This window comes from Halomonas sp. JS92-SW72, assembly GCF_003547075.1.
Classification (GTDB): domain Bacteria; phylum Pseudomonadota; class Gammaproteobacteria; order Pseudomonadales; family Halomonadaceae; genus Halomonas; species Halomonas alkalicola.
Window position 1 is genome coordinate 1,980,857 of sequence record NZ_CP032147.1, and the last position, 19,135, is coordinate 1,999,991.

A 19,135-nucleotide genomic window follows, 5' to 3' on the forward strand; every position below is an offset into this window, starting at 1 on the left:
ATTCTACGAGGCGCTGCGTTGAATGATAGCCCGACGGCTCTCCCCTATTCGTCGAGGGCCGCGCCGTCGAGAGGCGCATCCTCGGCGCGCGATTCTGGTTCTGGCTCTGGTTCGGGCAGGCAGTAGCCGGCGCTGCCGGGCCAGCTGACGCAGTCGCCCTCGGCGATGCCCAGCGCCTCGAACAGGCCGGCGTTGACCTCCAGCGCCGCGCGGTAGGGCACCCCGGGATAGGTCACCGGGCACTCGGCGGGGTTGGCCGAACCGCAGGGCCACATGGTGAACACGGCGGCGATGCGCTGGTCCTCGCCGATGAAGGCGATATCCAGCGGAATCCGGGTGCGGTACATCCAGAAGCCGTTGCGCGGCGACTGGAGATCACGGTAGAGAAACAGCATGCCGGCGTCCTCGTCGAGATGGTCGCGCTCCATCAGGCCGCGGCTGCGTTCGGGGAGGGTGCGCGCCACCTCCACCGCGAAGCGCTGCGGCCCCTCGGCGGCATGCACCACCAGCGGCAGCGTACGCGGCCGCTCGGACTCGAGCTCCTCGCCCGCCCCTGCCACGGGCACGCTCGACAACAGCGCCAGGGCGCCAATCCACTGCCACGCTCGCCTCATCTCGTCGTCCTCGTCTCGTCCGGCACGTCCTGCCCCGGCATCAGGTGGATTCCCGCCGCCAGCAGCGAGACCTGGACGGCCTCGCCCCTGGCCAGGCCGTTGCGCCGCGCCGCATGGGTGGCGATCTCGAAGCCCAGGGTGCGTTCAGTATGGTCGAAGGCCAGCGACACCTCGGTGATCCCTCCCAGCACCACCAGCGATTCAACCCGCGCCGCCACCGGGTTCTCGCGCTCCCCCTGGGAGGGTCGATCGCGGCGGTGCAGCACCACGTCGGAGGGCGGCAGGTACCAGCTCACCCGGGCGCCGAGGGGCAGTCCCGCTAGCCGTTCTGCCACTTCCAGCCGCCAGGGGCCCCAGGCGAGGCGTCGCTCGCCGCCCTCCTCCACCACCTCCCCTTCGAAGAGGTTGTGGCGGTCCAGCACCCGGGCCACCTCCGCCGAGGACGGCCGGCGAAACAGCGCCTCCGGCGGTCCTGCCTGCAGGCTGCGGCCGCCGTGCAGCACGCAGAGCCTGTCGGCCAGGGCCGCCGCCTCGTCCAGGTCGTGGGTCACCAGCACGATGGGGATGCGGATCTGCTCACGCAGCATGGCCAGCTCGCGCTGCAGGCGGCGGCGGGTGACCTGATCCACCGCCGAGAAGGGCTCGTCGAGCAGCAGCACCCGGGGGCTTCGCGCCAGGGCCCGGGCCAGCGCCACCCGCTGGCGCTGGCCGCCGGAGAGCTCGGCCGGGTGCCGGCTGGCCAGCCCCTCGAGGCGCACCCGGGCGAGCCAGGCCATGGCCTGCTCGCGACGCTCACCGAGCGGCAGATGATCGAGCGCCACCATGACGTTGCCCAGGGCGGTCAGATGGGGGAAGAGCGCATAGTCCTGGAAGACCAGCCCCACCCGGCGCCGCTGGGGCGGCAGGGAGAGGCGGCGCTCGGCGTCGAACCAGGCCTCGCCGCCGCAGGCGATATGCCCGGCCGAGGGACGGTAGAGCCCGGCGATGGCACGCAGCAGAGTGGTCTTGCCACTGCCCGACGGCCCCACCAGGGCGAGCAGCTCGCCGGCGTCGCAGTGGAAGTCCGCCGCCAGGGGAATGGGGCCGGGCTGGTGCAGGCTCACCGAGAGCGAGGCCGGGGGGCCAGAGCGCTCAGGCACGTTGCCACCTCCGCCGGCCCGCCAGGCCGTAGACCACGCCGATGGTCAGGAAGGAGACCAGCAGCAGCATCGCCGACATGATGCCCGCCCCGGCCTCGTCGAAGGCCTGCACCCGGTCGTAGATGGCAATCGCCAGGGTGCGGGTCTCGCCGTCGATGGCGCCGCCCACCATCAGGATCACCCCGAACTCGCCGAGGGTGTGGGCGAAGGTGAGCGCCAGGGCCGAGACGATGCCCGGCCATACCAGCGGCAGCTCGATGCGCCACAGGGTCTGCCAGGGCGAGAGCCCGCTGCACCAGGCCGCCTCGCGCAGGTTGGGCGGCACCGTCTCGAAGGCGCGCTGGATCGGCTGCACCGCGAAGGGCAGGTTGGCCACCAGGGAGGCGATCAGGATGCCGGTGAAGGTGAAGTTGAGCCCCGAGCCGAACAGCCGGGCCCAGAGCCCGCCGAAGGGCGCCTCGACGCCGAAGGCCTGCATCAGGTAGAAGCCCAGCACCGTGGGCGGCATCACCAGCGGCAGGGCGACGAGCGCCTCGCACAGCGGCTTGGCGCGAAAGCGGGTGGTGGCCAGGGTGCGCCCCAGCCACAGCCCCACCGGCAGCAGCAGCAGGCAGGTGAAGGCGGCCAGACGCAGCGAGACCGTGAGGGCCGTCCAGTCCATCAGCGGCTCGCGTCTGGGTGGTCGGGCCCGCCGGATTCATCGGGCAGGCGGAAGCCGTAGTCGGCCAGGATCGCCCGGCCCTCCTCCTCCTGCAGCCAGGCGTAGAAGGCCCGCGCGGTCTCGCCGGCCCCCTTGACCAGCGCCATGCGCTGCACCAGGGGGGCATGCCAGGCCTCGGGGATCAGCACATGGTCGCTGCGCTCGGCCATCGCCGGGGCCAGCGCCAGAGACCAGGCCACCAGGCCGCCCCGGGCGTCGCTGGTCAGCGCGAACTGGGCCGCCTGGGAGACGTTCTCACCGAGGACCCGCAGCGGCGCCGTCGCCTCCCAGAGCCCGGCATGTTCCAGCACCTGCCTGGCCGCCACCCCGTAGGGAGCGTGCTCGGGGTTGGCCAGCGCCAGGCGCGGCCTGCCCTGCCCGGCGCCCTGGGCGCTGATCGCCTCGCGCACCCCGGCCAGGGGGTCGTCCTCCTTCGGCAGATCGTCGCGGCCGGGGCGCTGCAGCCAGGCCAGCCGGCCGATGGCGTAGACCACCCCCTCATCCTCGGTGCGCCCCTCCTCGTGGAGGGCGAGCACATAGGCCTCGTCGGCGGAGAGGTAGAGCTCGAAGGGAGCCCCCTGGCGGATCTGGCGACGGAAGTTGCCGGAGGAGCCGAAATTCAGCCGCAGGTCCCGGCCGCTCTCGGCGCGGAAGCGCTCGGCCGCCTCGGTGAGGGCGAACTGAAGGTCCGAGGCCGCCGCCACGGTCGGCACGTCGGCCTTGAGCAGCGTTGCCGGGAAGAGCAGCGCCAGGCCTAGCAGCCAGGCCGCGCATCGTGAGCGCATGGGTGTCTCCGGAGGAATCGCGATGCGCGCATTGTCGGCCAGGGGCCGAGGCACGACAAGGCGTTACGCCAACGCTGGTGCAGGGGGACCGGCCGGGCAAGGGCGTGGTCAGGCCTCCGCCGTGGCGGCGCCAAAGATCGCCTTGAGATCGGTGCCGCCGTCGCGGGGCCCGAGGTCGAGCAGCCTCTCGAGGCTCTCCAGGTGCTGGACCACCGCCTGGCGGGCGCCCTCGGCGTCGCCGCCGCGCAGCGCATCGAGCAGGCGCGGGTGATCCCCGGCCAGGTAGCAGGAGGCCAGCGAGCCACGCTTGTAGAGGGCAATGACGATGGAGGTGCGCAGCACCAGGTCGGTGAGCATGGCGCCCAGCACCCGGTTGGGAGAGAGCTCGGCGAGGCGGTGATGGATCGCCAGGGAGTGGCCGATGCGCGCCGGCTCATCGCCCCGCGCATGGGCCGCGGCCTCCGCCTCGGCCTCGGCCGCGAGCGCGTCGAGGGCATCGGCCTTGAGGCGCCCGGCCAGCAGGGCGGCGACCTCCCCCTCCACCAGGCGGCGGGCGTGGAAGGTCTCGCGGGTCTCCTCGACGCTGGGAGCGCGCACCCGGGAAACCTGGTTGGGGCGCTGGTCGACCACGTGGTCGGCGGCCAGCCGGGTCAGGGCGCGACGCACCACGGAACGACTGACCCCGAAGATCTCGCCCAGCGCCACCTCGGGCAGGCGCGTGCCGGGGGGCAGCCGCTGGGTCAGCACCGCCTGACGCACCTGGTCGACGATATGTCGGTCGCTGATCCGCTCGCCCGCCTTCACGGCGGCCTCGACGTCTTCCCTCCAGGAGTGGCTCATGGCGTGTCTCGACGATGATGATCCTGATGGCACCTTCGCACTTTTTGCGCCGACTGGCCACACTTTGCCACGCCCGTGTATACAGGATCAGAAGCAGGTGGCCATCACCTCCTGTACCTCGAGCCGCTCATCGACCCGCAGCACGGCCCGCCACTTGTCGAAGGTGAGGCAAGGGTGGGAGACCCCGAAGGCGACGATATCGCCCACGCGAACGTCGCCCACGCCCATGTCGCCGGCCGACTCGGGCAGGCGCACGAAGGCGTGCTGGTCCATCAGCCTGACCACCTCCCAGCCCGCCACCGGGAGCACCGCCGCCGGGTCGCCCCCCTCGCGGTAGCGGCGCAGCGCCAGCGGCATGCGGTCGCCGCCCACGTCGCGCCGCCCCATGGCGACGATGGCCAGGCCCGGCTCCGGCAGCGACTGCACCTGGGCGAAGAGCTCCAGCGCCGGCCGCAGCCCCTCCTCCTCACCCTCGCGGGCCAGCAGGTGGCGCTGGGCCTCGGCGTAGAGGCCATGGTCGTGCACCACATAGCAGCCCGGGCGCAGCACCGGCGCAAAGGCCTGGGATGGCGCCAGGGTGCGGAAGGCCTCGGCGATCAGGTCGTACCAGGCCGAACCGGCGGCGGTCACCAGCGGCACATCGCGCTCGAACAGGCCCTTCCCGGCCAGGGTGTGGGCCGCCGTGACCAGCTCACGGGCGTAGGCGCGCACCGCCCCTTCCGGGTCGTCGCCCGCCACCACGCCCTCGTAGCCCTCGAGGCCCGCCAGCAGCAGCGCCGGCGCCTGGTTGACCCGCCGGGCCAGGGCCAGCACCGCCTCGGCGCTGCGACAGCCGCAGCGCCCGCCCGGGATGCCGAGCTCGATCAGCACCGGGAGGCGCAGGCCGCGGGCCGAGAAGTAGCGGTCCAGCGCCGCCACGTTCGCCTCGCCATCCACCACCACGAAGAGCTCGGCGCCGGCCTCGATCAGCCCGGCGACGATCGCCATGTTGGCCTCGCCCACCAGCTGGTTGGCCAGCAGCAGGCGCCTGACGCCGTGGGCGAAGGCGGCCCGGCACTGGGGTGCGGTGGCCAGGGTCATTCCCCAGGCGCCGGCCTCGAGCTGACGGCGGAAGAGCGCCGGGGCCATGGTGGTCTTGCCGTGGGGCGCCAGGTGCGCGCCGCGCGCCTCGGCGAAGCGCTGCATCCAGGCCAGGTTGTGGGCCAGGGGCGCCTCATGGACCACCGCGGCCGGCAGGCTGACGCCGGCAAGCAGCCCGCGGCCGGTCTCCGGGCAGCCCTTCTCGCCCGTCACCTCGGTCAGCCCCTCGGCACCGGGCTCAGCCGACATGACGCTCGTTCACGTCGAGGATCTTCAGGGTGTTGGTGCCGCCGTGGGCGTTCATGTGATCGCCGCGGGTCAGGATCACGTGGTCGCCGGGGGCGGCGATGCCCTTCTCCACCAGCAGCGCCAGCGCCCGGTCGTTGAGCTCGGTGGGGGCCATGTCCTGAGTGTCGAAGGGCAGCGAGACCACCCCGCGGTAGAGCGCCATGCGCCGCTGCGCCACCGGGCTGTGGGCCAGGCCGACGATGGGCAGCCCCGAGCGGATCCGCGAGGCGATCAGCGGCGTGTAGCCGGTGGAGGTCATGCAGGCGATGGCGGCAACGCCCGAGAGGTGGTTGGCGGCGTACATGGCGGACAGCGCGATGGTCTCGTCGATGCGCGAGAAGCCCTCGTGGATGCGGTGGCCGGAGGCCTGGGCGACCTTCTCCCGCTCGGCGCCCAGGCAGACCCGGTCCATGGCCTCGATGGTCTCCACCGGGAAGCGCCCGGCGGCGGTCTCGGCGGAGAGCATCACCGCGTCGGTGCCGTCGAGCACGGCGTTGGCCACGTCGAACACCTCGGCCCGGGTGGGCAGCGGCGACTCGATCATCGACTCCATCATCTGGGTGGCGGTGATCACCGCCCGATTGAGCTGACGGGCGCGCCATGGCGCCGTGGGCGAAGTTGACGATCTTCAGCAGGCCGAAGATCACCGCCAGGCCCAGGCTGAGCAGGGCGTAGAAGGCACCGTTGATCAGGCCCAGCAGCAGCTGGCCGAGGAACACCGCCAGCGGCACCCCGAATATCATCGTCATGTCAGGAATCTCCCGTCAGAGGGGGCGGCGGCTAGCGCCGCCGCCGGTCTTGCTCGCTTCAGTTCTGCACCAGCTTGCACTGGCTCTCGGAGAGCGGACGGAACGCCTCCTCGGCGGGGATGGTGGCGAGGATCTCGTAGAGGTCCCACTCGTGCTCGGACTCCTCCGGCGACTTCACCTGGGCCAGGAACATGTCGTGGACCATGCGGCCATCCTCGCGGACGCGACCGTTACGGGAGAAGAAGTCGTTGATCGGCTTCTCGCCCAGGGCCGCGCGCACCGCGACCGGGTCATCGGTCCCCAGCTCGGCCACGGTCTCCAGGTAGTGCATGGTGCTGGAGTAGATGCCGGCCTGGACCATGGTGGGCATGCGACCCACGCGCTCGTAGTAGCGCTCGGCCCACTCGCGGGACTCGTCGTCCATGTTCCAGTACCAGCCGGTGGTCAGCAGCAGGCCCTGGGTGGTTTCGAGGCCCATGGCGTAGACGTCGTTGAGGAACACCAGCAGGCCGGCGAGCTGCTGGCCGGCTTCCACCACCCCGAACTGGCTGGCGGTATTGATGGCGTTGACGGTGTCGGCACCGGCGTTGGCCAGGCCGATGATCTTGGCGCCGGAACCCTGGGCCTGAAGGATGTAGGAGGAGAAGTCATCGGTGGGGAACGGGTGGCGCACGCCGCCGACGATCTCGCCGCCGCTCTCCTCGACCACCCGGGTCACGTCGCCTTCCAGGGCGTGACCGAAGGCGTAGTCGGCGGTGAGCATGAACCAGCTGTCACCACCCTGCTCGACGATGGCGCGCGCGGTACCGTTGGCCAGCGGGTAGGTGTCGTAGACCCAGTGGATATGGTTCGGGGTGCAGTGCTCGTTGGTGATGCTCGAGGCCGCGGAGCCGGAGATGATGCCCAGGCCGTTGTTCTCCTCGATCACCCGGGTCGCGGCGATGACCACCGAGGAGGCCACCATGCCGGAGACCAGGTCGACGTTGCGGGTATCGAACCACTCGCGGACGGTATTGGCGCCCACGTCGGCGCTGTTGCGGTCGTCGGCGCTGAAGACCTGGATCGGCGCGCCGTTGACGTTGCCACCGAAGTCCTCCACGGCCATGCGCAGGGCCTCGAGGCCGCCGGGGCCGGCCAGGTCGCGGTAGGTGCCGGACATGTCAGCCAGGTAGCCGATGCGCACCTCGCCGTCGCTGATCTCGGCCTGGGCGGTGGTCGCCATGGCGGCGGTGGCGGCCAGGGCAACGGCAGTGGTGAGGCTCTTCTTGATGAAGGTCATGTGGATCTCCTCTGCCCCGAAGCGGGGCTCTTGTTGTTGTTGCGACAGTTGTTGCGACGGTTGTTACAGCGGTTGTGACGACTCGGGTGTCAGCCATCGTTGCGACGCTTGTTGCATTCGTGGTTGCCGCAGTGACGGCCAGTGGCGATACCGGCTCAGACCCCCAGCAGGGTGTGCAGATGCTCGCGTCGGCTCGGCAGCTCGGCCGCCGAGATCTCCTCGACGATCAGGCCGTGGTCCATCACGAAGTGGCGGTCGGCCAAGGGGGCGGCAAAGCGGAAGTTCTGCTCCACCAGCACGATGGTCATGCCGCGCTCCTTGAGCTTGACCAGCACCTCGCCCAACTTCTGGACGATGACCGGCGCCAGCCCCTCGGTGATCTCGTCGAGCAGCAGCAGCCGCGCCCCGGTGCGCAGGATCCGCGCCATGGCCAGCATCTGCTGCTCGCCCCCGGAGAGCCGCGTGCCCTGGCTGCGCCGACGCTCGTAGAGGTTGGGGAACATCGCGTAGATCTCGTCGATCGACATCCCGCCGGAGCGCACCGTGGGCGGCAGCAGCAGGTTCTCCTCGACGTCGAGGCTGGCGAAGATGCCGCGCTCCTCGGGGCAGTAGCCGATCCCCAGCCGCGGGATGCGGTGGGCCGCCATGCCCAGCGTCTCGTTGCCGTTGATCATGATCGAGCCGGTGCGCCGGCCGACCATGTTCATGATCGCCTTGAGGGTGGTGCTGCGCCCGGCGCCGTTGCGCCCGAGCAGGGTCACGAGCTCGCCGCGCTTCACGTTGAAGTCGACGCCGTGGAGGATATGCGACTCGCCGTAGAAGGCGTGCAGGTCGCTGACCCGCAGCATCTCGGCGCCGTCGCGGTCCTGGTACTGCAGGGCCGGATCCTGCATCGCCTGGGCTGCCTGGTTCATGCCGTGGCCTCCTCTTCCGCCGCTTCGCTGCCCATGTAGGCCTCCTTGACCCGCGGGTCGGCGGAGACGGTGGCGTAGTCGCCCTCGGCCAGCACCGCGCCGCGGGCCAGCACGGTGATGCGATCGCACAGCCGGCTCACCACGCTGAGGTTGTGCTCCACCATCAGCACGGTGCGCCCGCGGGCGACCCGGCGGATCAGCTCGACGATGCGGTCGACGTCCTCGGCGCCCATGCCCTGGGTCGGCTCGTCGAGCAGCATCAGGGTGGGGTCCATGGCCAGGGTGGTGGCGACCTCCAGGGCCCGCTTGCGCCCGTAGGGCATCTCCACGGTGAGCACGTCGGCGTACTCGCGCAGCCCCACCTCCTCGAGCAGCTCGATGGCGCGGTCGTTGAGGTGGTCGAGGGTGCGCTCGGACTTCCAGAAGTGGAAGGAGGTGCCCATGGGACGCTGCAGCGCCACGCGCACGTTCTCCATGGCGGTCATGTGGCCGAACACCGCGGAGATCTGGAAGGAGCGCACGAGGCCCAGGCGGGCGATCTCGTTGGCCTTCATGCCGGTGATCGGCTTGCCGCGGTAGAGGATCTCGCCGCGGGTGGGCGGCAGGAACTTGGTGAGCAGGTTGAAGACCGTGGTCTTGCCCGCCCCGTTGGGGCCGATCAGGGCATGGATATGCCCCTCCTGGACCTGCAGGTTGACATCGTCCACGGCGGTGAAGCCGCGGAATTCCTTGGTCAACCCCCGAGTCTCCAGAATGAAGTCCTGGGTCATGTGACGTCCTCTCAGGATCGCGCGAACGATCCGCCGTTGGTGCTGTTGTCGTTGTTGTGTGCCGTTGTCGTTGTTCTGGCCATCTCGGCATCGGACTGGCCGGGCGCTTGTGGATCAGGGGCGCTCCGGCACTTTACGTTAACGTAAGCTAGAGGAGTCGAGGCGACTCGGCAATAGCCCGATGGGCATGACTCGACCAATGGCGTAGAGCCTGGCTTTTCAGTAGTTTGCAAACAAATACTGCAGGGGCGATAGCGCCTTGATGCGCATGATATTTTCCGGATAAACCGCCATGACGCTCCCGACAGACCCGGGAACGGGCGAGGAAGCCCCGGGCCGGACCAGCAGGGCGGCAGCCTCGAGTCGGCAGGCATGGGCAGTGAGAGGCCAAACCGGTAGAATGACATGCGTCGTTGCATGTTCATACTGAAACCGAGCCATCCATGACCCCCGTTACCCCTCCCGGCCAGCCCTGGCCCATCGGCTTCACTGCCGCCTGCCTGCGCGCCACCCTCTATATCCTGCTGATCGCGGGGCTTGCCCAGGGCGCCTACATCGAGGCGCTGCACTATCCCGAGGTACGCTTCTCGGAGTACGGCTTCACCGAGCTCGCCCAGAGCGCGGTACTGCTCACGGCCTCGCTGCTGCTGCTCTATACCCGCCAGGTGCTCAGGGTGTTGCCCACGGTGACCCTGCTGATGTTCGCCTTCACCTTCAGCTCCTTCATCCGCGAGCAGGACTACTTCCTGGACACCCGGGTGGCGTATCACACCTGGAAGGTGCTGGTCGCCCTGGTGATCCTGCCGATACTCTTCTGGGTGATCCGCGAGCGCAAGCGCTTCGTCGAGGAGTTCGCCGGCTACGCCAACAGCTTCTCCTTTGGCTTCTTCGCCGCCGGGGTGCTGGTGACCTATGTCTTCTCGCGCCTCTACGGCCGCGGCGCCTTCTGGGAGGCCATCCTTCAGGAGCACTATGTGCGCACCTTCAAGGATGCCGCCGAGGAGGTGGTGGAACTGCTCGGCTATGCGCTGATCCTGATTGCGGTGATCGAGCTGACCCTGCTCGCCCGGCGCTGGGCCCTGGCCCGCCGTAACGGCTGAGCCGGACGTCCCGTAAAGCAAGAAGCCCCGCAGGCAATGCCTGCGGGGCTTCTTCGTTGCGGCGGGGCCTTCGCCCCGAGCCTGCTTCCTGACCCTACTCGTCGAGGAAGGAGCGCAGCGGCTCCGAGCGCGACGGGTGGCGCAGCTTGCGCAGCGCCTTGGCCTCGATCTGGCGGATTCGCTCGCGGGTGACGTCGAACTGCTTGCCGACCTCCTCGAGAGTATGATCGGTGTTCATGTCGATGCCGAAGCGCATGCGCAGCACCTTGGCCTCGCGCGCGGTGAGACCACCGAGCACGTTCCTGGTCGCCTCGATCAGCCCCTCGCCGGTGGCAGAGTCGATGGGCAGGATCATGGTGCTGTCCTCGATGAAGTCGCCCAGGTGCGAGTCGTCGTCGTCACCGATGGGGGTCTCCATGGAGATCGGCTCCTTGGCGATCTTGAGCACCTTGCGCACCTTGTCTTCCGGCATCTCGAGACGCTCGCCCAGCTCCTCGGGGGTGGGCTCGCGGCCCATCTCCTGGAGCATCTGCCGGGAGACCCGGTTGAGCTTGTTGATCGTCTCGATCATGTGCACCGGAATACGGATGGTGCGCGCCTGGTCGGCGATGGAGCGGGTGATCGCCTGACGAATCCACCAGGTGGCGTAGGTGGAGAACTTGTAGCCGCGGCGATACTCGAACTTGTCCACCGCCTTCATCAGGCCGATGTTGCCCTCCTGGATCAGGTCCAGGAACTGCAGGCCACGGTTGGTGTACTTCTTGGCGATGGAGATCACCAGACGCAGGTTGGCCTCGACCATCTCCTTCTTGGCGCGGCGCGCCTTGGCCTCACCGATGGAGAGGCGACGGTTGACCTCCTTGATCTCCTGCACCGGCAGGCGAACCATCTCCTCCTCGAAGGCGATCTTGCGCTGGGCACGCAGGATGTCGGTGCGCAGCGGCTCGAGGCGGTCGGCGTACTTGGGGAACTCCTTGCCGAAAGCGTCGAGCCACTCGGGGTCCGACTCGCTACCCGGAAAGGCCTTGATGAAGGTCTTGCGGGGGATGCGCGCCTTCTTGACGCACAGCTGCATCACCGCCTTCTCCTGGGCACGCACCTGCTCGACGCTGATACGCACCTGGTTGACCAGGCGCTCGAAGTGCTTGGGCACCAGCTTGATCGGCGAGAACAGCTCGGCCAGGCGAGCCAGCTCTTCCTGGGCCTGCTTTGAGCCGCGGCCATGGGCCTCGATGGCGGCCTGAGCCGCGGCGCTCTGCTCGCGGATCTGCTCGAAACGCGCGCGCGCCTCCTCCGGGTCCGGCCCCCCCTCGTTGCTGGTGGTGTCCTCCTCGTCCTCGTCGTCCGCGCCGTCACCATCCTCGTCCAGCTCGTCGCTGATCTCGGGCTCGGGCACCTCGGCTTCGGCCACCCCGGGGATGCCCTCGTCGGGATCGATGAAGCCGGAGAAGAGGTCCGACAGGCGACCGGGCGCCTCCTCGTCCTGAGTGGCGTCGTAGGCCTCGAGGATGGAGTCGACGGCACCGGGCAGGTAGGCCAGCGCGGACATCACCTCGCGGGTCCCCTCCTCGATGCGCTTGGCGATCTCGATCTCGCCCTCGCGGGTCAGCAGCTCCACGGTCCCCATCTCGCGCATGTACATGCGCACCGGGTCGGTGGTACGGCCCACGTCGCTCTCCACCGCCGCCAGGGCCGCCACGGCCTCCTCGGCGGCCGACTCGTCGGTGGAGTGATCCGACATCATCAGGGTATCTTCATCGGGGGCTTCCTCGACGACGCTGATACCCATGTCGTTGATCATGCCGATGATGTCTTCCACCTGATCGGGGTCGGCGATATCCTCGGGTAGATGGTCGTTGACCTCGGCATAGGTCAGGTAGCCCTGTTCCTTGCCGCGCGCGATCAACTCCTTCAGACGTGACTGCTGCTGCGCATTTCCAGCCATAGAAACCCTATCTCGACGAAGAAGAATGAAGCACCTGAAGCGCTCGGTGGAGAAAACTCGTGAAGCCGAACAGTATAGCGCCGTAACGCCCCTTTCTGCCAGTTCGCTCTATTTGCGCAGTCAATCAGGTGTGTTAGGTTGTCAGGTTGCCCCTTGGGCGGCGCTATCTCCTATGTGGTGATGGTAGGAGAAAAATCAACCCCGTCGCCAACCTGAATAATGGTGGTTGACCTTCCGGTCAGCCATGCAGTTCGGTGAGCAGGACCATCAGCCGCTGCTTCTCCTCCCGCGAAAGCCGCTCCCCGCGCCTCTCCCTGGCCAGCAGGGCGTCGATCTCCTCCTGGGGAGAGCGCCGCTGCCGCGTCCTGCGAAAGTGAGCCACCAGCCCTTCCAGCTCGGCGCCGCGCGCCTCCCTCGGGATCAGCAGCTCGCGGCGTGCCAGGGCAGCGAGACGCTCGCCCTCGGCGCTGCCATGGAAGTGGGCCAGCAGCACCTGGGCGCTGCGATAGCGGCCGGCCCGCAGCAGGCGAATCACCTCGCGGCACAGGCGGCCGTCGGGCTCCTCCTCCGGGCACCAGTCGTCCTCCTCCGGCAGCCGCGCCACCAGCGCCGGCTCGTGAACCAGCAGCTGCAGGGCGCGGGCCACCAGGCTCAGCGCCCCGCCGGAGGGCGCCACCGGGGCCGCGCGCTCCCCCAGCGGCGGCGCTTCGGACATGCCGGCGGGCTCGGCCAGGGGCGCTCCCGCACCGGGCACCTCACGCCCCGGCGCCGGCTCGGCGGCGGCCGAGCGCGCCAGCAGGGCGCTGAAGTCTGCCGCCTCGACGCCGGTACGCCGCGAGAGCTCGCTGAGCATCAGCGACTTCAGCACCCCCTCCGGCAGGCGGGCCAGCGCCGCCAGCACCTGGCTGGCATAGCGCTCGCGATCCTCGATCCTCGCCAGGTCGCGCCCCGCCGCCGCCTGGTCGAAGAGGAACTCCGACAGGGGACTGGCGCAGGTGATGCGGTCCTGGAAGGCCTCGGCCCCCTCGCGACGCACCAGGGTGTCCGGATCCTCCCCCTCGGGCAGGAACAGGAAGCGCGCCTGGCGCCCGTCGATCATCAACGGCAGTACCGTCTCCAGCGCCCTTGCGGCGGCCTGCCGCCCGGCGCGGTCGCCGTCGAAGCAGAACACCACCTCCCTGACCAGGCGGAATAGCCGGGTCAGGTGCTCCTCGCTGGTGGAGGTGCCCAGGGTAGCCACCGCATTGCGGATGCCGAACTGGGCCAGGGCCACCACGTCCATGTAGCCCTCCACGATCACCAGGCGCTCCAGGCGATGGTCGGCCTGGCGGGCTTCAAAGAGGCCGTAGAGCTCGCGCCCCTTGTGGAACACCGGGGTCTCGGGCGAGTTGAGGTACTTGGGCTTGGCATCGCCCAGCACCCGGCCGCCGAAGGCGATGGTGCGGCCCTTGATGTCGCGGATCGGAAACATCACCCGGTCGCGGAAGCGGTCGTAGGTGCGCCCGCTCTCCTCGCGATGCACCAGCAGGCCATACTCCACCTGCACCGCCTCGCCGATGCCCCGCTCGGTCAGGTGGCGCTTGAGCGCCTCCCAGTCGTCCGGGGCATAGCCAATGCCGAAGGTCTGCTGCACCTCCGGCGAGAGGCCGCGCCGCTCCAGATAGCCCCGGGCGCCCTGGCCCTCGGGCATCTTCAGCCGCTCGCGGAAGAAGCTGGCGGCCAGCTCGAGCAGGTTGACCCCCTCCTTGCGCTTGCGTTCCCGCGCCTGGGCCCGCGGGTCATCGGCGCCCTCGCGAGGCACCTCCAGCCCCAGCCGGCCGGCGAGCTGCTCCACCGCCTCCGGGAAGCGCAGCTTGTCGTACTCCATCAGGAAGCGCAGGGCGTTGCCGTGGGCGCCACAGCCGAAGCAGTGATAGAACTGCTTGTCGGCGCTGACGGTGAACGACGGCGTCTTCTCCTGATGGAAGGGGCAGAGCCCGGAGTAGTTGCGGCCGGCCTTCTTCAGCTTGACCCGCTCGCCCACCACCTCGACCACGTCGACGCGGGCCAGCAGGTCATCGAGGAAGCGCTGGGGAATCTGTCCTGCCATGAAATCGGATCACCTCGACGAGCCGCGATGCGATCGCTTCAGGGCGTCGGCACCCGCGGGGTACCGCCACCCAGGAAAAAACAAGCGGCCACCGGATGGCGGCCGCTTGGCGTCCTCCTGAGACGGCCGGGTCCGGAGCCCCGACTATCTCCAGCACGGATCAATAGAGCCGTTCGAAACGCTTGCGCTCACGCTGGACCTTCTTGGCGTGACGCTTGACGGCAGCTGCCGCCTTGCGCTTGCGCTCTGCGGTGGGCTTCTCGTAGGACTCGCGACGACGTACCTCGGAGAGAACACCGGCTTTTTCGCAGGAACGCTTGAAGCGACGCAGTGCGACGTCAAACGGCTCGTTATCACGTACTTTGACAGAAGGCATTAAGCACTCACCTACCTTAGGTAACTAGAGTTCGGTTAGTACGCACACCCCTGCGGGTGGCAGCTTTCGCGACGAGAAAGCACCCGGAACGCCAGTAGGCGAGCCGGAGGGCGAAAACGGTCGCGGGAAATCGCCACCTGGGTGCACGACCCAGTCTTGCAGCGCACAGTAGTCTAGTCGTGCCCCCCACCCTTTGCAAATGCTTTCCACCCCCAAACCGCGTAGAATACCGGGCTGTTCCGCACAACCGAGCCGACACCATGCGCGTACTGGGCATCGAGACCTCCTGCGACGAGACCGGCGTCGCCCTCTTCGACACCGAGCACGGCCTGGTGGCCGATGCGCTCTACAGCCAGGTGGCCATGCACGCCGAATACGGCGGCGTGGTGCCGGAGCTGGCCTCCCGCGACCACACCCGGCGCCTGCTACCGCTGATCCAGCAGGTGCTCGACGAGGCGGGGCTCTCCCGCGGCGAGCTGGACGCCATCGCCTACACCGCGGGCCCTGGCCTGGTGGGCGCCCTGATGGTGGGCGCCGCCACCGCCCATGGCATGGCCCGCGCGCTGGGCATCCCGGTGCTCGGCGTTCATCACATGGAGGGCCACCTGCTGGCGCCCATGCTGGAGGAAGAGCGCCCCGAGTTCCCCTTCGTGGCGCTGCTGGTCTCCGGCGGCCACACCCAGCTGGTTGAGGTGAGGGGCCTTGGCGACTACACCCTGCTGGGCGAATCCGTGGATGACGCCGCCGGCGAGGCCTTCGACAAGGCGGCCAAGATGCTCGGCCTGGACTACCCCGGCGGCCCCCAGGTGGCGCGACTGGCCGAGTCCGGCGACCCCAAGCGCTTCCGCTTCCCGCGGCCGATGACCGACCGCCCGGGGCTCGACTTCAGCTTCTCGGGCCTCAAGACCCACACCCTGACCGCCATCCGCCAGCTGGAGGAGGCGGGCGAACTGGACGATCAGGCCCGCGCCGACGTGGCCCGCGCCTTCGAGGAGGCGGTGGTGGACACCCTGGTGATCAAGTGCCGCCGCGCCCTGGACCAGACCGGCCTCAAGCGCCTGGTGATGGCCGGCGGGGTCAGCGCCAATGCGCGACTGCGCGAGCGGCTGGAGCACGAGTGCGCCAAGCGCAGCGCCCGGGCCTACTACCCCCGCGGGCGCTTCTGCACCGATAACGGAGCGATGATCGCCTATGTGGGGGCTCAGCGGCTGTTGGCCGGCGAGCGCGACGCGCCCGGAGTGATGAAGGCGGTGCCGCGCTGGCCGATGGATAGGCTCGAGGTACCCGTCAACGGCTGAACGGCACCATGATCGCGCTCCTTGTGTGGCAGCGCGCAGCGGCTGTTGGCCGGCGAGCGCGACGCGCCCGGAGTGATGAAGGCGGTGCCGCGCTGGCCGATGGATACCCTGGAAGCTCCCTCCTCCGCCCCTGCCTGAAGGCCGGGTAACGAGACTCACGCTCCCGGGGGCGAAACCCTGCCACTTCGCTTGCCGCTTGCACGTCGGGGCACAACATAATCCCTCACGGGCGCCCCTCAATCGACATCCCTGTCGATTGACGTGAGCGGCGGCGCTCGTTGCCAGCGCCCCCGGCTAGATATCGCTTCGCTTCGTTACCCGGCCGTCCTCGGCACACACCAGACAAGGCTAAAGCCCCGGTTCGTCGCCGCGGCCCAGGCGCTGGATATTGAGCACGTGGCGCACCAGCACCAGCAGCGTGAAGGCGATCACCACGACCACATAGTCTGGCGCCAGCCACAGGCTGGCGAGGGGAGCGGCGGCGGCGCTGGCCAGCGACGCCACCGCGGCGGTGCGCACGCGCCAGGCGAGCAGCGCCCAGAGCAGCGCGCATACCAGCGCCACCCCCGGCGCCAGCACCAGCATCACCCCGAAGGCGCTGGCCACCGCCTTGCCGCCCCGGAAGCGGTGCCAGAGCGGATAGCTGTGGCCCAGCAGGACCGCCAGCCCCACCAGGCCCTGGGCCCAGGGCGGCATTCCCAGCAGGATCGCCAGCAGCAGCACCGGCATGCCCTTGGCGGCATCCACCAGCAGGGTGGCCAGCGCCAGGCGGCGGCCGTGGAGGCGCAGCACGTTGGAGAACCCCGGGTTGAAGGAGCCGTCCAGGCGGGGGTCGCCGACGCCGGCCAGCCGGCAGACGGTCAGGGCCCCCAGCCAGCTCCCGCTGAGATAGCCCAGCGCCACCAGCGGCAGCATCGGGGCCCAGAGCGGCAGCGACAAGATGAGCGGCGCTTCCATGGCCGGCCTCCCGAGAAGGAACAGGCCCCATTCTGCCAGGCACAGCGAGGCGCGCCCAGCGCCTGCGGTGTTCGCCGGCGGGCGGCTCGCGTACAATCCCGCCACGCCTGCCGCAGGCGATTCGACGACTGCGGCGCCCATCCTCTGACTGCGGAAGTACCCCCACCATGGATCTCGTGCTGATCGAGTCCCTCGGCGTCGACACCGTCATCGGAGTCTACGACTGGGAGCGCACCATCACCCAGCGCCTGGTGCTCGACCTGGCGCTGGCCACGGATATCCGCCCGTCCGCGACCGCGGACGACATCACCCTGACGCTGGACTATGCCGCCATCAGCGAGCGCATCCAGGCCTTCGCCGCCGCGCACGACTTCGCCCTGGTGGAGACCTTCGCCGAGCGGCTGGCCGCCACCCTGCGCGAGGAGTTCGCCATTCCCTGGCTGCGGCTGACCGTGCGCAAGCCGGGAGCGGTGCCCGCCGCCGCGGCCGTCGGCGTACAGATCGAACGCGGCACCCGCCCGGAGGCGAGCTGATGGCCCTGGTCACGGTGAGCATCGGCAGCAACATCGAGCGCGACCGCCACGTGCGCGCCTGCCTGGATGCCCTGGCGGAGAGCTTCGGAGAACTCCGGATCTCGCGGGTGTTCGAGAGCGAGCCGGTGGGCTTCGAGGATGGGCGCAACTTCTACAACCTGGTGGCGGCCTTCGAGAGCGACTGGTCGGTGGGGGAGCTGCAGGCCTGGTGCAAGCGCCTGGAGTTCGCCAACGGCCGGCGCAAGGAGAGCCCCAAGTTCAGCCCGCGCACCCTGGACATCGACCTGCTCACCGTAGGGGGGCTGACCGGCGAGCATGACGGCGTCTTGCTTCCCCGCGACGAGATCAGGCATCACGCCTTCGTGCTGCAGCCCCTGGCCGAGCTGCTGCCCGAGGCCCGCCACCCCGAGAGCGGCGAGACCTATGCAGCGATGTGGGCCGACTTCGAAGCCGGCAGCCAGCGCCTGTGGGCGGTCGAGTTCCGCTGGGCCGGGCGGATGATCTCCCGGGCCGACTGACCCGACTCAGGACGCGGGAGGCCCCAGCGCCGCCTCGATGACCTCGCACCGCCGGCGGGCCAGCTCCTCGCCCAGCGCTCGCCCCTGGAAGCCCTCCTCCACCAGCGTCGTCGGCAGCACCTGGGCCGCCAGCCGCCAGGCCAGCGCCAGGTCGTCGGCCAGCGCCGGCGCCTCGAGGCTCACCAGGCTCACCAGAGGGGCCACCCGCTCGCCGCGCCGCCAGGCATCGATGGCATCCAGCCAGCCCAGTATCCGCCGGCCCGGCAGTACCCCCTCGCGCGCCTCCCGGCACAGTTCCCGGGTCAGCGCCGCCTGGCGAGCCAGGGCGGCATGGGCCCTGGGCAGGCGCAGCCGTTCGGCCAAGGCGCTTCGCGCCGCCTCGTCCAGGTGTTCCACCAGCCGCGCCCAGCGCCAGCGCGCCAGCGCCTCGCCGTCGAGCTCTTCCGGCAGGCAGTGCAGCCTGCCCAGGGCCTCGTCCAGCGCCTCGGAGTCGGCGGCGAGTTCCGGCATCAGCACCGCCAGGGCACCGCACGCCTCCAGCGCCTGGAAGTAGACCTCCGGCCAGGGCTCGGCGAGCGCCTTCTCGGTCTCGGTCCAGACCCGCTCGGCCACCAGGTGGCCGATCTCGCCGCTGGCCACCAGCTCCCGCATCAGCGCCCGGGTCTCCTCGGCGATGGTGAAGCCGAGCCCGGCATAGCGGGCCAGGAAGCGCGCCGCCCGCAGCACTCGCAGCGGGTCCTCGACGAAGGCCGGCGAGACATGGCGCAGCACTCGCGCCTCCAGGTCGGCCAGGCCGCCGTAGGGGTCGATCAGCTCCCCCTCGGGGCTCTCGGCCATGGCGTTGAGGGTCAGATCGCGGCGTGCCAGGTCCTCCTCCAGGGTCACCTCGGGGCTGGCGTGCACCACGAAGCCGGTGTAGCCGTGGCCGGCCTTGCGCTCGGTGCGCGCCAGGGCGTACTCCTCGTGGGTCTCGGGATGCAGGAAGACCGGGAAGTCGCGCCCCACCGGCTTGAAGCCCCGGCGGCGCATCTCCTCCGGCGTGGCCCCCACCACCACCCAGTCGTGGTCATAGACCGGCCAGCCCAGACGCGCATCGCGCACCGCCCCGCCCACGCAGAAGACCTCGAGGCCCTCCACGGCGGGGTCCCGCGTCACGCCCAT

18 protein-coding genes and 2 pseudogenes are annotated in these 19,135 nt (G+C 69.8%); 4 read left to right on the forward strand and 16 right to left on the reverse strand.

The genetic code is table 11. From position 1 onward, the window contains the following. Nucleotides 1-44 precede the first annotated feature (44 nt). The 11 genes and pseudogenes from D1793_RS09215 to D1793_RS09265 all read right to left on the reverse strand — a co-directional run bounded on the left by D1793_RS09215 (nt 45) and on the right by D1793_RS09265 (nt 9,158). Nucleotides 45-614, reverse strand: a complete 570-nt coding sequence (locus tag D1793_RS09215; protein ID WP_119021908.1) for a DUF192 domain-containing protein — start codon at nt 612-614, stop codon at nt 45-47. Continuing rightward, the gene (locus tag D1793_RS09220) at nt 611-1,753 is read right to left on the reverse strand and encodes an ABC transporter ATP-binding protein (RefSeq protein WP_119021909.1); all 1,143 of its coding nucleotides are present in this window, start codon (nt 1,751-1,753) and stop codon (nt 611-613) included. Before D1793_RS09220 ends, D1793_RS09215 begins: the two co-directional genes overlap by 4 nt. Beyond that, nucleotides 1,746-2,414, reverse strand: coding sequence for a molybdate ABC transporter permease subunit (gene modB, locus D1793_RS09225; protein ID WP_119021910.1), 669 nt, complete (start codon nt 2,412-2,414; stop codon nt 1,746-1,748). The genes D1793_RS09220 and modB overlap by 8 nt, the downstream gene beginning before the upstream one ends. After that, nucleotides 2,414-3,238: a molybdate ABC transporter substrate-binding protein gene (gene modA / locus D1793_RS09230; RefSeq protein ID WP_119021911.1), complete on the reverse strand. Its 825-nt coding sequence runs from the start codon at nt 3,236-3,238 to the stop codon at nt 2,414-2,416. Before modA ends, modB begins: the two co-directional genes overlap by 1 nt. 108 nt (nt 3,239-3,346) lie before the next feature. Continuing rightward, entirely contained in the window at nt 3,347-4,078 is a 732-nt protein-coding gene (locus D1793_RS09235; RefSeq protein ID WP_119021912.1) for a GntR family transcriptional regulator, read from the reverse strand. An 87-nt stretch (nt 4,079-4,165) separates the two neighbouring features. Next, the gene (locus tag D1793_RS09240) at nt 4,166-5,407 is read right to left on the reverse strand and encodes an amino acid deaminase (RefSeq protein ID WP_119021913.1); all 1,242 of its coding nucleotides are present in this window, start codon (nt 5,405-5,407) and stop codon (nt 4,166-4,168) included. Beyond that, nucleotides 5,397-6,029: pseudogene (locus D1793_RS09245) on the reverse strand (pyruvate kinase); the annotation flags it as partial. The gene D1793_RS09240 and the pseudogene D1793_RS09245, both read right to left, overlap by 11 nt. 19 nt (nt 6,030-6,048) lie before the next feature. Beyond that, nucleotides 6,049-6,195: pseudogene (locus tag D1793_RS19845) on the reverse strand (branched-chain amino acid ABC transporter permease); the annotation flags it as partial. A gap of 58 nt (nt 6,196-6,253) precedes the next feature. Continuing rightward, nucleotides 6,254-7,474, reverse strand: a complete 1,221-nt coding sequence (locus D1793_RS09255; RefSeq protein WP_119021914.1) for an ABC transporter substrate-binding protein — start codon at nt 7,472-7,474, stop codon at nt 6,254-6,256. A 155-nt stretch (nt 7,475-7,629) separates the two neighbouring features. Beyond that, complete coding sequence (locus D1793_RS09260; protein ID WP_119023639.1) at nt 7,630-8,367, reverse strand: ABC transporter ATP-binding protein; 738 nt, start codon at nt 8,365-8,367, stop codon at nt 7,630-7,632. Between the two features lie 17 nt (nt 8,368-8,384). After that, nucleotides 8,385-9,158 (reverse strand): ABC transporter ATP-binding protein, encoded by a 774-nt coding sequence (locus D1793_RS09265; RefSeq protein ID WP_205527652.1) that lies wholly within the window; start codon nt 9,156-9,158, stop codon nt 8,385-8,387. 443 nt (nt 9,159-9,601) lie between these two features. On the opposite strand from D1793_RS09265, the gene D1793_RS09270 reads away from it, so the two are divergent. Further along, nucleotides 9,602-10,258, forward strand: a complete 657-nt coding sequence (locus tag D1793_RS09270; protein ID WP_119021916.1) for a hypothetical protein — start codon at nt 9,602-9,604, stop codon at nt 10,256-10,258. A 94-nt stretch (nt 10,259-10,352) separates the two neighbouring features. Here D1793_RS09270 and rpoD read toward each other — a convergent pair whose 3' ends face one another. From rpoD to rpsU, 3 genes are all read right to left on the reverse strand, one after another. Then, nucleotides 10,353-12,203, reverse strand: coding sequence for an RNA polymerase sigma factor RpoD (gene rpoD / locus D1793_RS09275; RefSeq protein ID WP_119021917.1), 1,851 nt, complete (start codon nt 12,201-12,203; stop codon nt 10,353-10,355). A 238-nt stretch (nt 12,204-12,441) separates the two neighbouring features. After that, the gene (dnaG, locus tag D1793_RS09280) at nt 12,442-14,292 is read right to left on the reverse strand and encodes a DNA primase (protein WP_119021918.1); all 1,851 of its coding nucleotides are present in this window, start codon (nt 14,290-14,292) and stop codon (nt 12,442-12,444) included. 160 nt (nt 14,293-14,452) lie between these two features. Then, on the reverse strand, nt 14,453-14,668 hold the full coding sequence (rpsU, locus tag D1793_RS09285) for a 30S ribosomal protein S21 (protein ID WP_110068537.1): 216 nt from the start codon (nt 14,666-14,668) through the stop codon (nt 14,453-14,455). A 260-nt stretch (nt 14,669-14,928) separates the two neighbouring features. Here rpsU and tsaD point away from each other — a divergent pair, with 260 nt between their 5' ends. Continuing rightward, complete coding sequence (gene tsaD, locus D1793_RS09290) at nt 14,929-15,966, forward strand: tRNA (adenosine(37)-N6)-threonylcarbamoyltransferase complex transferase subunit TsaD (protein WP_119021919.1); 1,038 nt, start codon at nt 14,929-14,931, stop codon at nt 15,964-15,966. Nucleotides 15,967-16,314: 348 nt separating this feature from the next. Here tsaD and plsY read toward each other — a convergent pair whose 3' ends face one another. After that, nucleotides 16,315-16,923, reverse strand: coding sequence for a glycerol-3-phosphate 1-O-acyltransferase PlsY (plsY, locus tag D1793_RS09295; RefSeq protein WP_240407806.1), 609 nt, complete (start codon nt 16,921-16,923; stop codon nt 16,315-16,317). A gap of 167 nt (nt 16,924-17,090) precedes the next feature. Here plsY and folB point away from each other — a divergent pair, with 167 nt between their 5' ends. Both folB and folK read left to right on the forward strand, forming a co-directional pair. Continuing rightward, a complete protein-coding gene (folB, locus tag D1793_RS09300; protein WP_110068535.1) occupies nt 17,091-17,456 on the forward strand; it encodes a dihydroneopterin aldolase in 366 nt (121 codons plus the stop codon). Next, nucleotides 17,456-17,974 (forward strand): 2-amino-4-hydroxy-6-hydroxymethyldihydropteridine diphosphokinase, encoded by a 519-nt coding sequence (gene folK / locus D1793_RS09305; RefSeq protein WP_119021920.1) that lies wholly within the window; start codon nt 17,456-17,458, stop codon nt 17,972-17,974. The genes folB and folK overlap by 1 nt, the downstream gene beginning before the upstream one ends. Nucleotides 17,975-17,980: 6 nt before the next feature. Here folK and D1793_RS09310 read toward each other — a convergent pair whose 3' ends face one another. Continuing rightward, nucleotides 17,981-19,135: a polynucleotide adenylyltransferase gene (locus D1793_RS09310; RefSeq protein WP_119021921.1), complete on the reverse strand. Its 1,155-nt coding sequence runs from the start codon at nt 19,133-19,135 to the stop codon at nt 17,981-17,983.

Excerpts from the sequence above, each read along its gene's own strand:
- D1793_RS09215 (WP_119021908.1), bottom strand. The coding sequence starts at position 614 with ATGAGGCGAGCGTGGCAGTGGATTGGCGCCCTGGCGCTGTTGTCGAGC.
- modB (WP_119021910.1), bottom strand. The coding sequence starts at position 2,414 with ATGGACTGGACGGCCCTCACGGTCTCGCTGCGTCTGGCCGCCTTCACC.
- modA (WP_119021911.1), bottom strand. The coding sequence starts at position 3,238 with ATGCGCTCACGATGCGCGGCCTGGCTGCTAGGCCTGGCGCTGCTCTTC.
- D1793_RS09235 (WP_119021912.1), bottom strand. The coding sequence starts at position 4,078 with ATGAGCCACTCCTGGAGGGAAGACGTCGAGGCCGCCGTGAAGGCGGGC.
- D1793_RS09240 (WP_119021913.1), bottom strand. The coding sequence starts at position 5,407 with ATGTCGGCTGAGCCCGGTGCCGAGGGGCTGACCGAGGTGACGGGCGAG.
- D1793_RS09255 (WP_119021914.1), bottom strand. The coding sequence starts at position 7,474 with ATGACCTTCATCAAGAAGAGCCTCACCACTGCCGTTGCCCTGGCCGCC.
- D1793_RS09260 (WP_119023639.1), bottom strand. The coding sequence starts at position 8,367 with ATGCAGGATCCGGCCCTGCAGTACCAGGACCGCGACGGCGCCGAGATG.
- D1793_RS09265 (WP_205527652.1), bottom strand. The coding sequence starts at position 9,158 with ATGACCCAGGACTTCATTCTGGAGACTCGGGGGTTGACCAAGGAATTC.
- D1793_RS09270 (WP_119021916.1), top strand. The coding sequence starts at position 9,602 with ATGACCCCCGTTACCCCTCCCGGCCAGCCCTGGCCCATCGGCTTCACT.
- rpoD (WP_119021917.1), bottom strand. The coding sequence starts at position 12,203 with ATGGCTGGAAATGCGCAGCAGCAGTCACGTCTGAAGGAGTTGATCGCG.
- dnaG (WP_119021918.1), bottom strand. The coding sequence starts at position 14,292 with ATGGCAGGACAGATTCCCCAGCGCTTCCTCGATGACCTGCTGGCCCGC.
- rpsU (WP_110068537.1), bottom strand. The coding sequence starts at position 14,668 with ATGCCTTCTGTCAAAGTACGTGATAACGAGCCGTTTGACGTCGCACTG.
- tsaD (WP_119021919.1), top strand. The coding sequence starts at position 14,929 with ATGCGCGTACTGGGCATCGAGACCTCCTGCGACGAGACCGGCGTCGCC.
- plsY (WP_240407806.1), bottom strand. The coding sequence starts at position 16,923 with ATGGAAGCGCCGCTCATCTTGTCGCTGCCGCTCTGGGCCCCGATGCTG.
- folB (WP_110068535.1), top strand. The coding sequence starts at position 17,091 with ATGGATCTCGTGCTGATCGAGTCCCTCGGCGTCGACACCGTCATCGGA.
- folK (WP_119021920.1), top strand. The coding sequence starts at position 17,456 with ATGGCCCTGGTCACGGTGAGCATCGGCAGCAACATCGAGCGCGACCGC.
- D1793_RS09310 (WP_119021921.1), bottom strand. The coding sequence starts at position 19,135 with ATGGGCGTGACGCGGGACCCCGCCGTGGAGGGCCTCGAGGTCTTCTGC.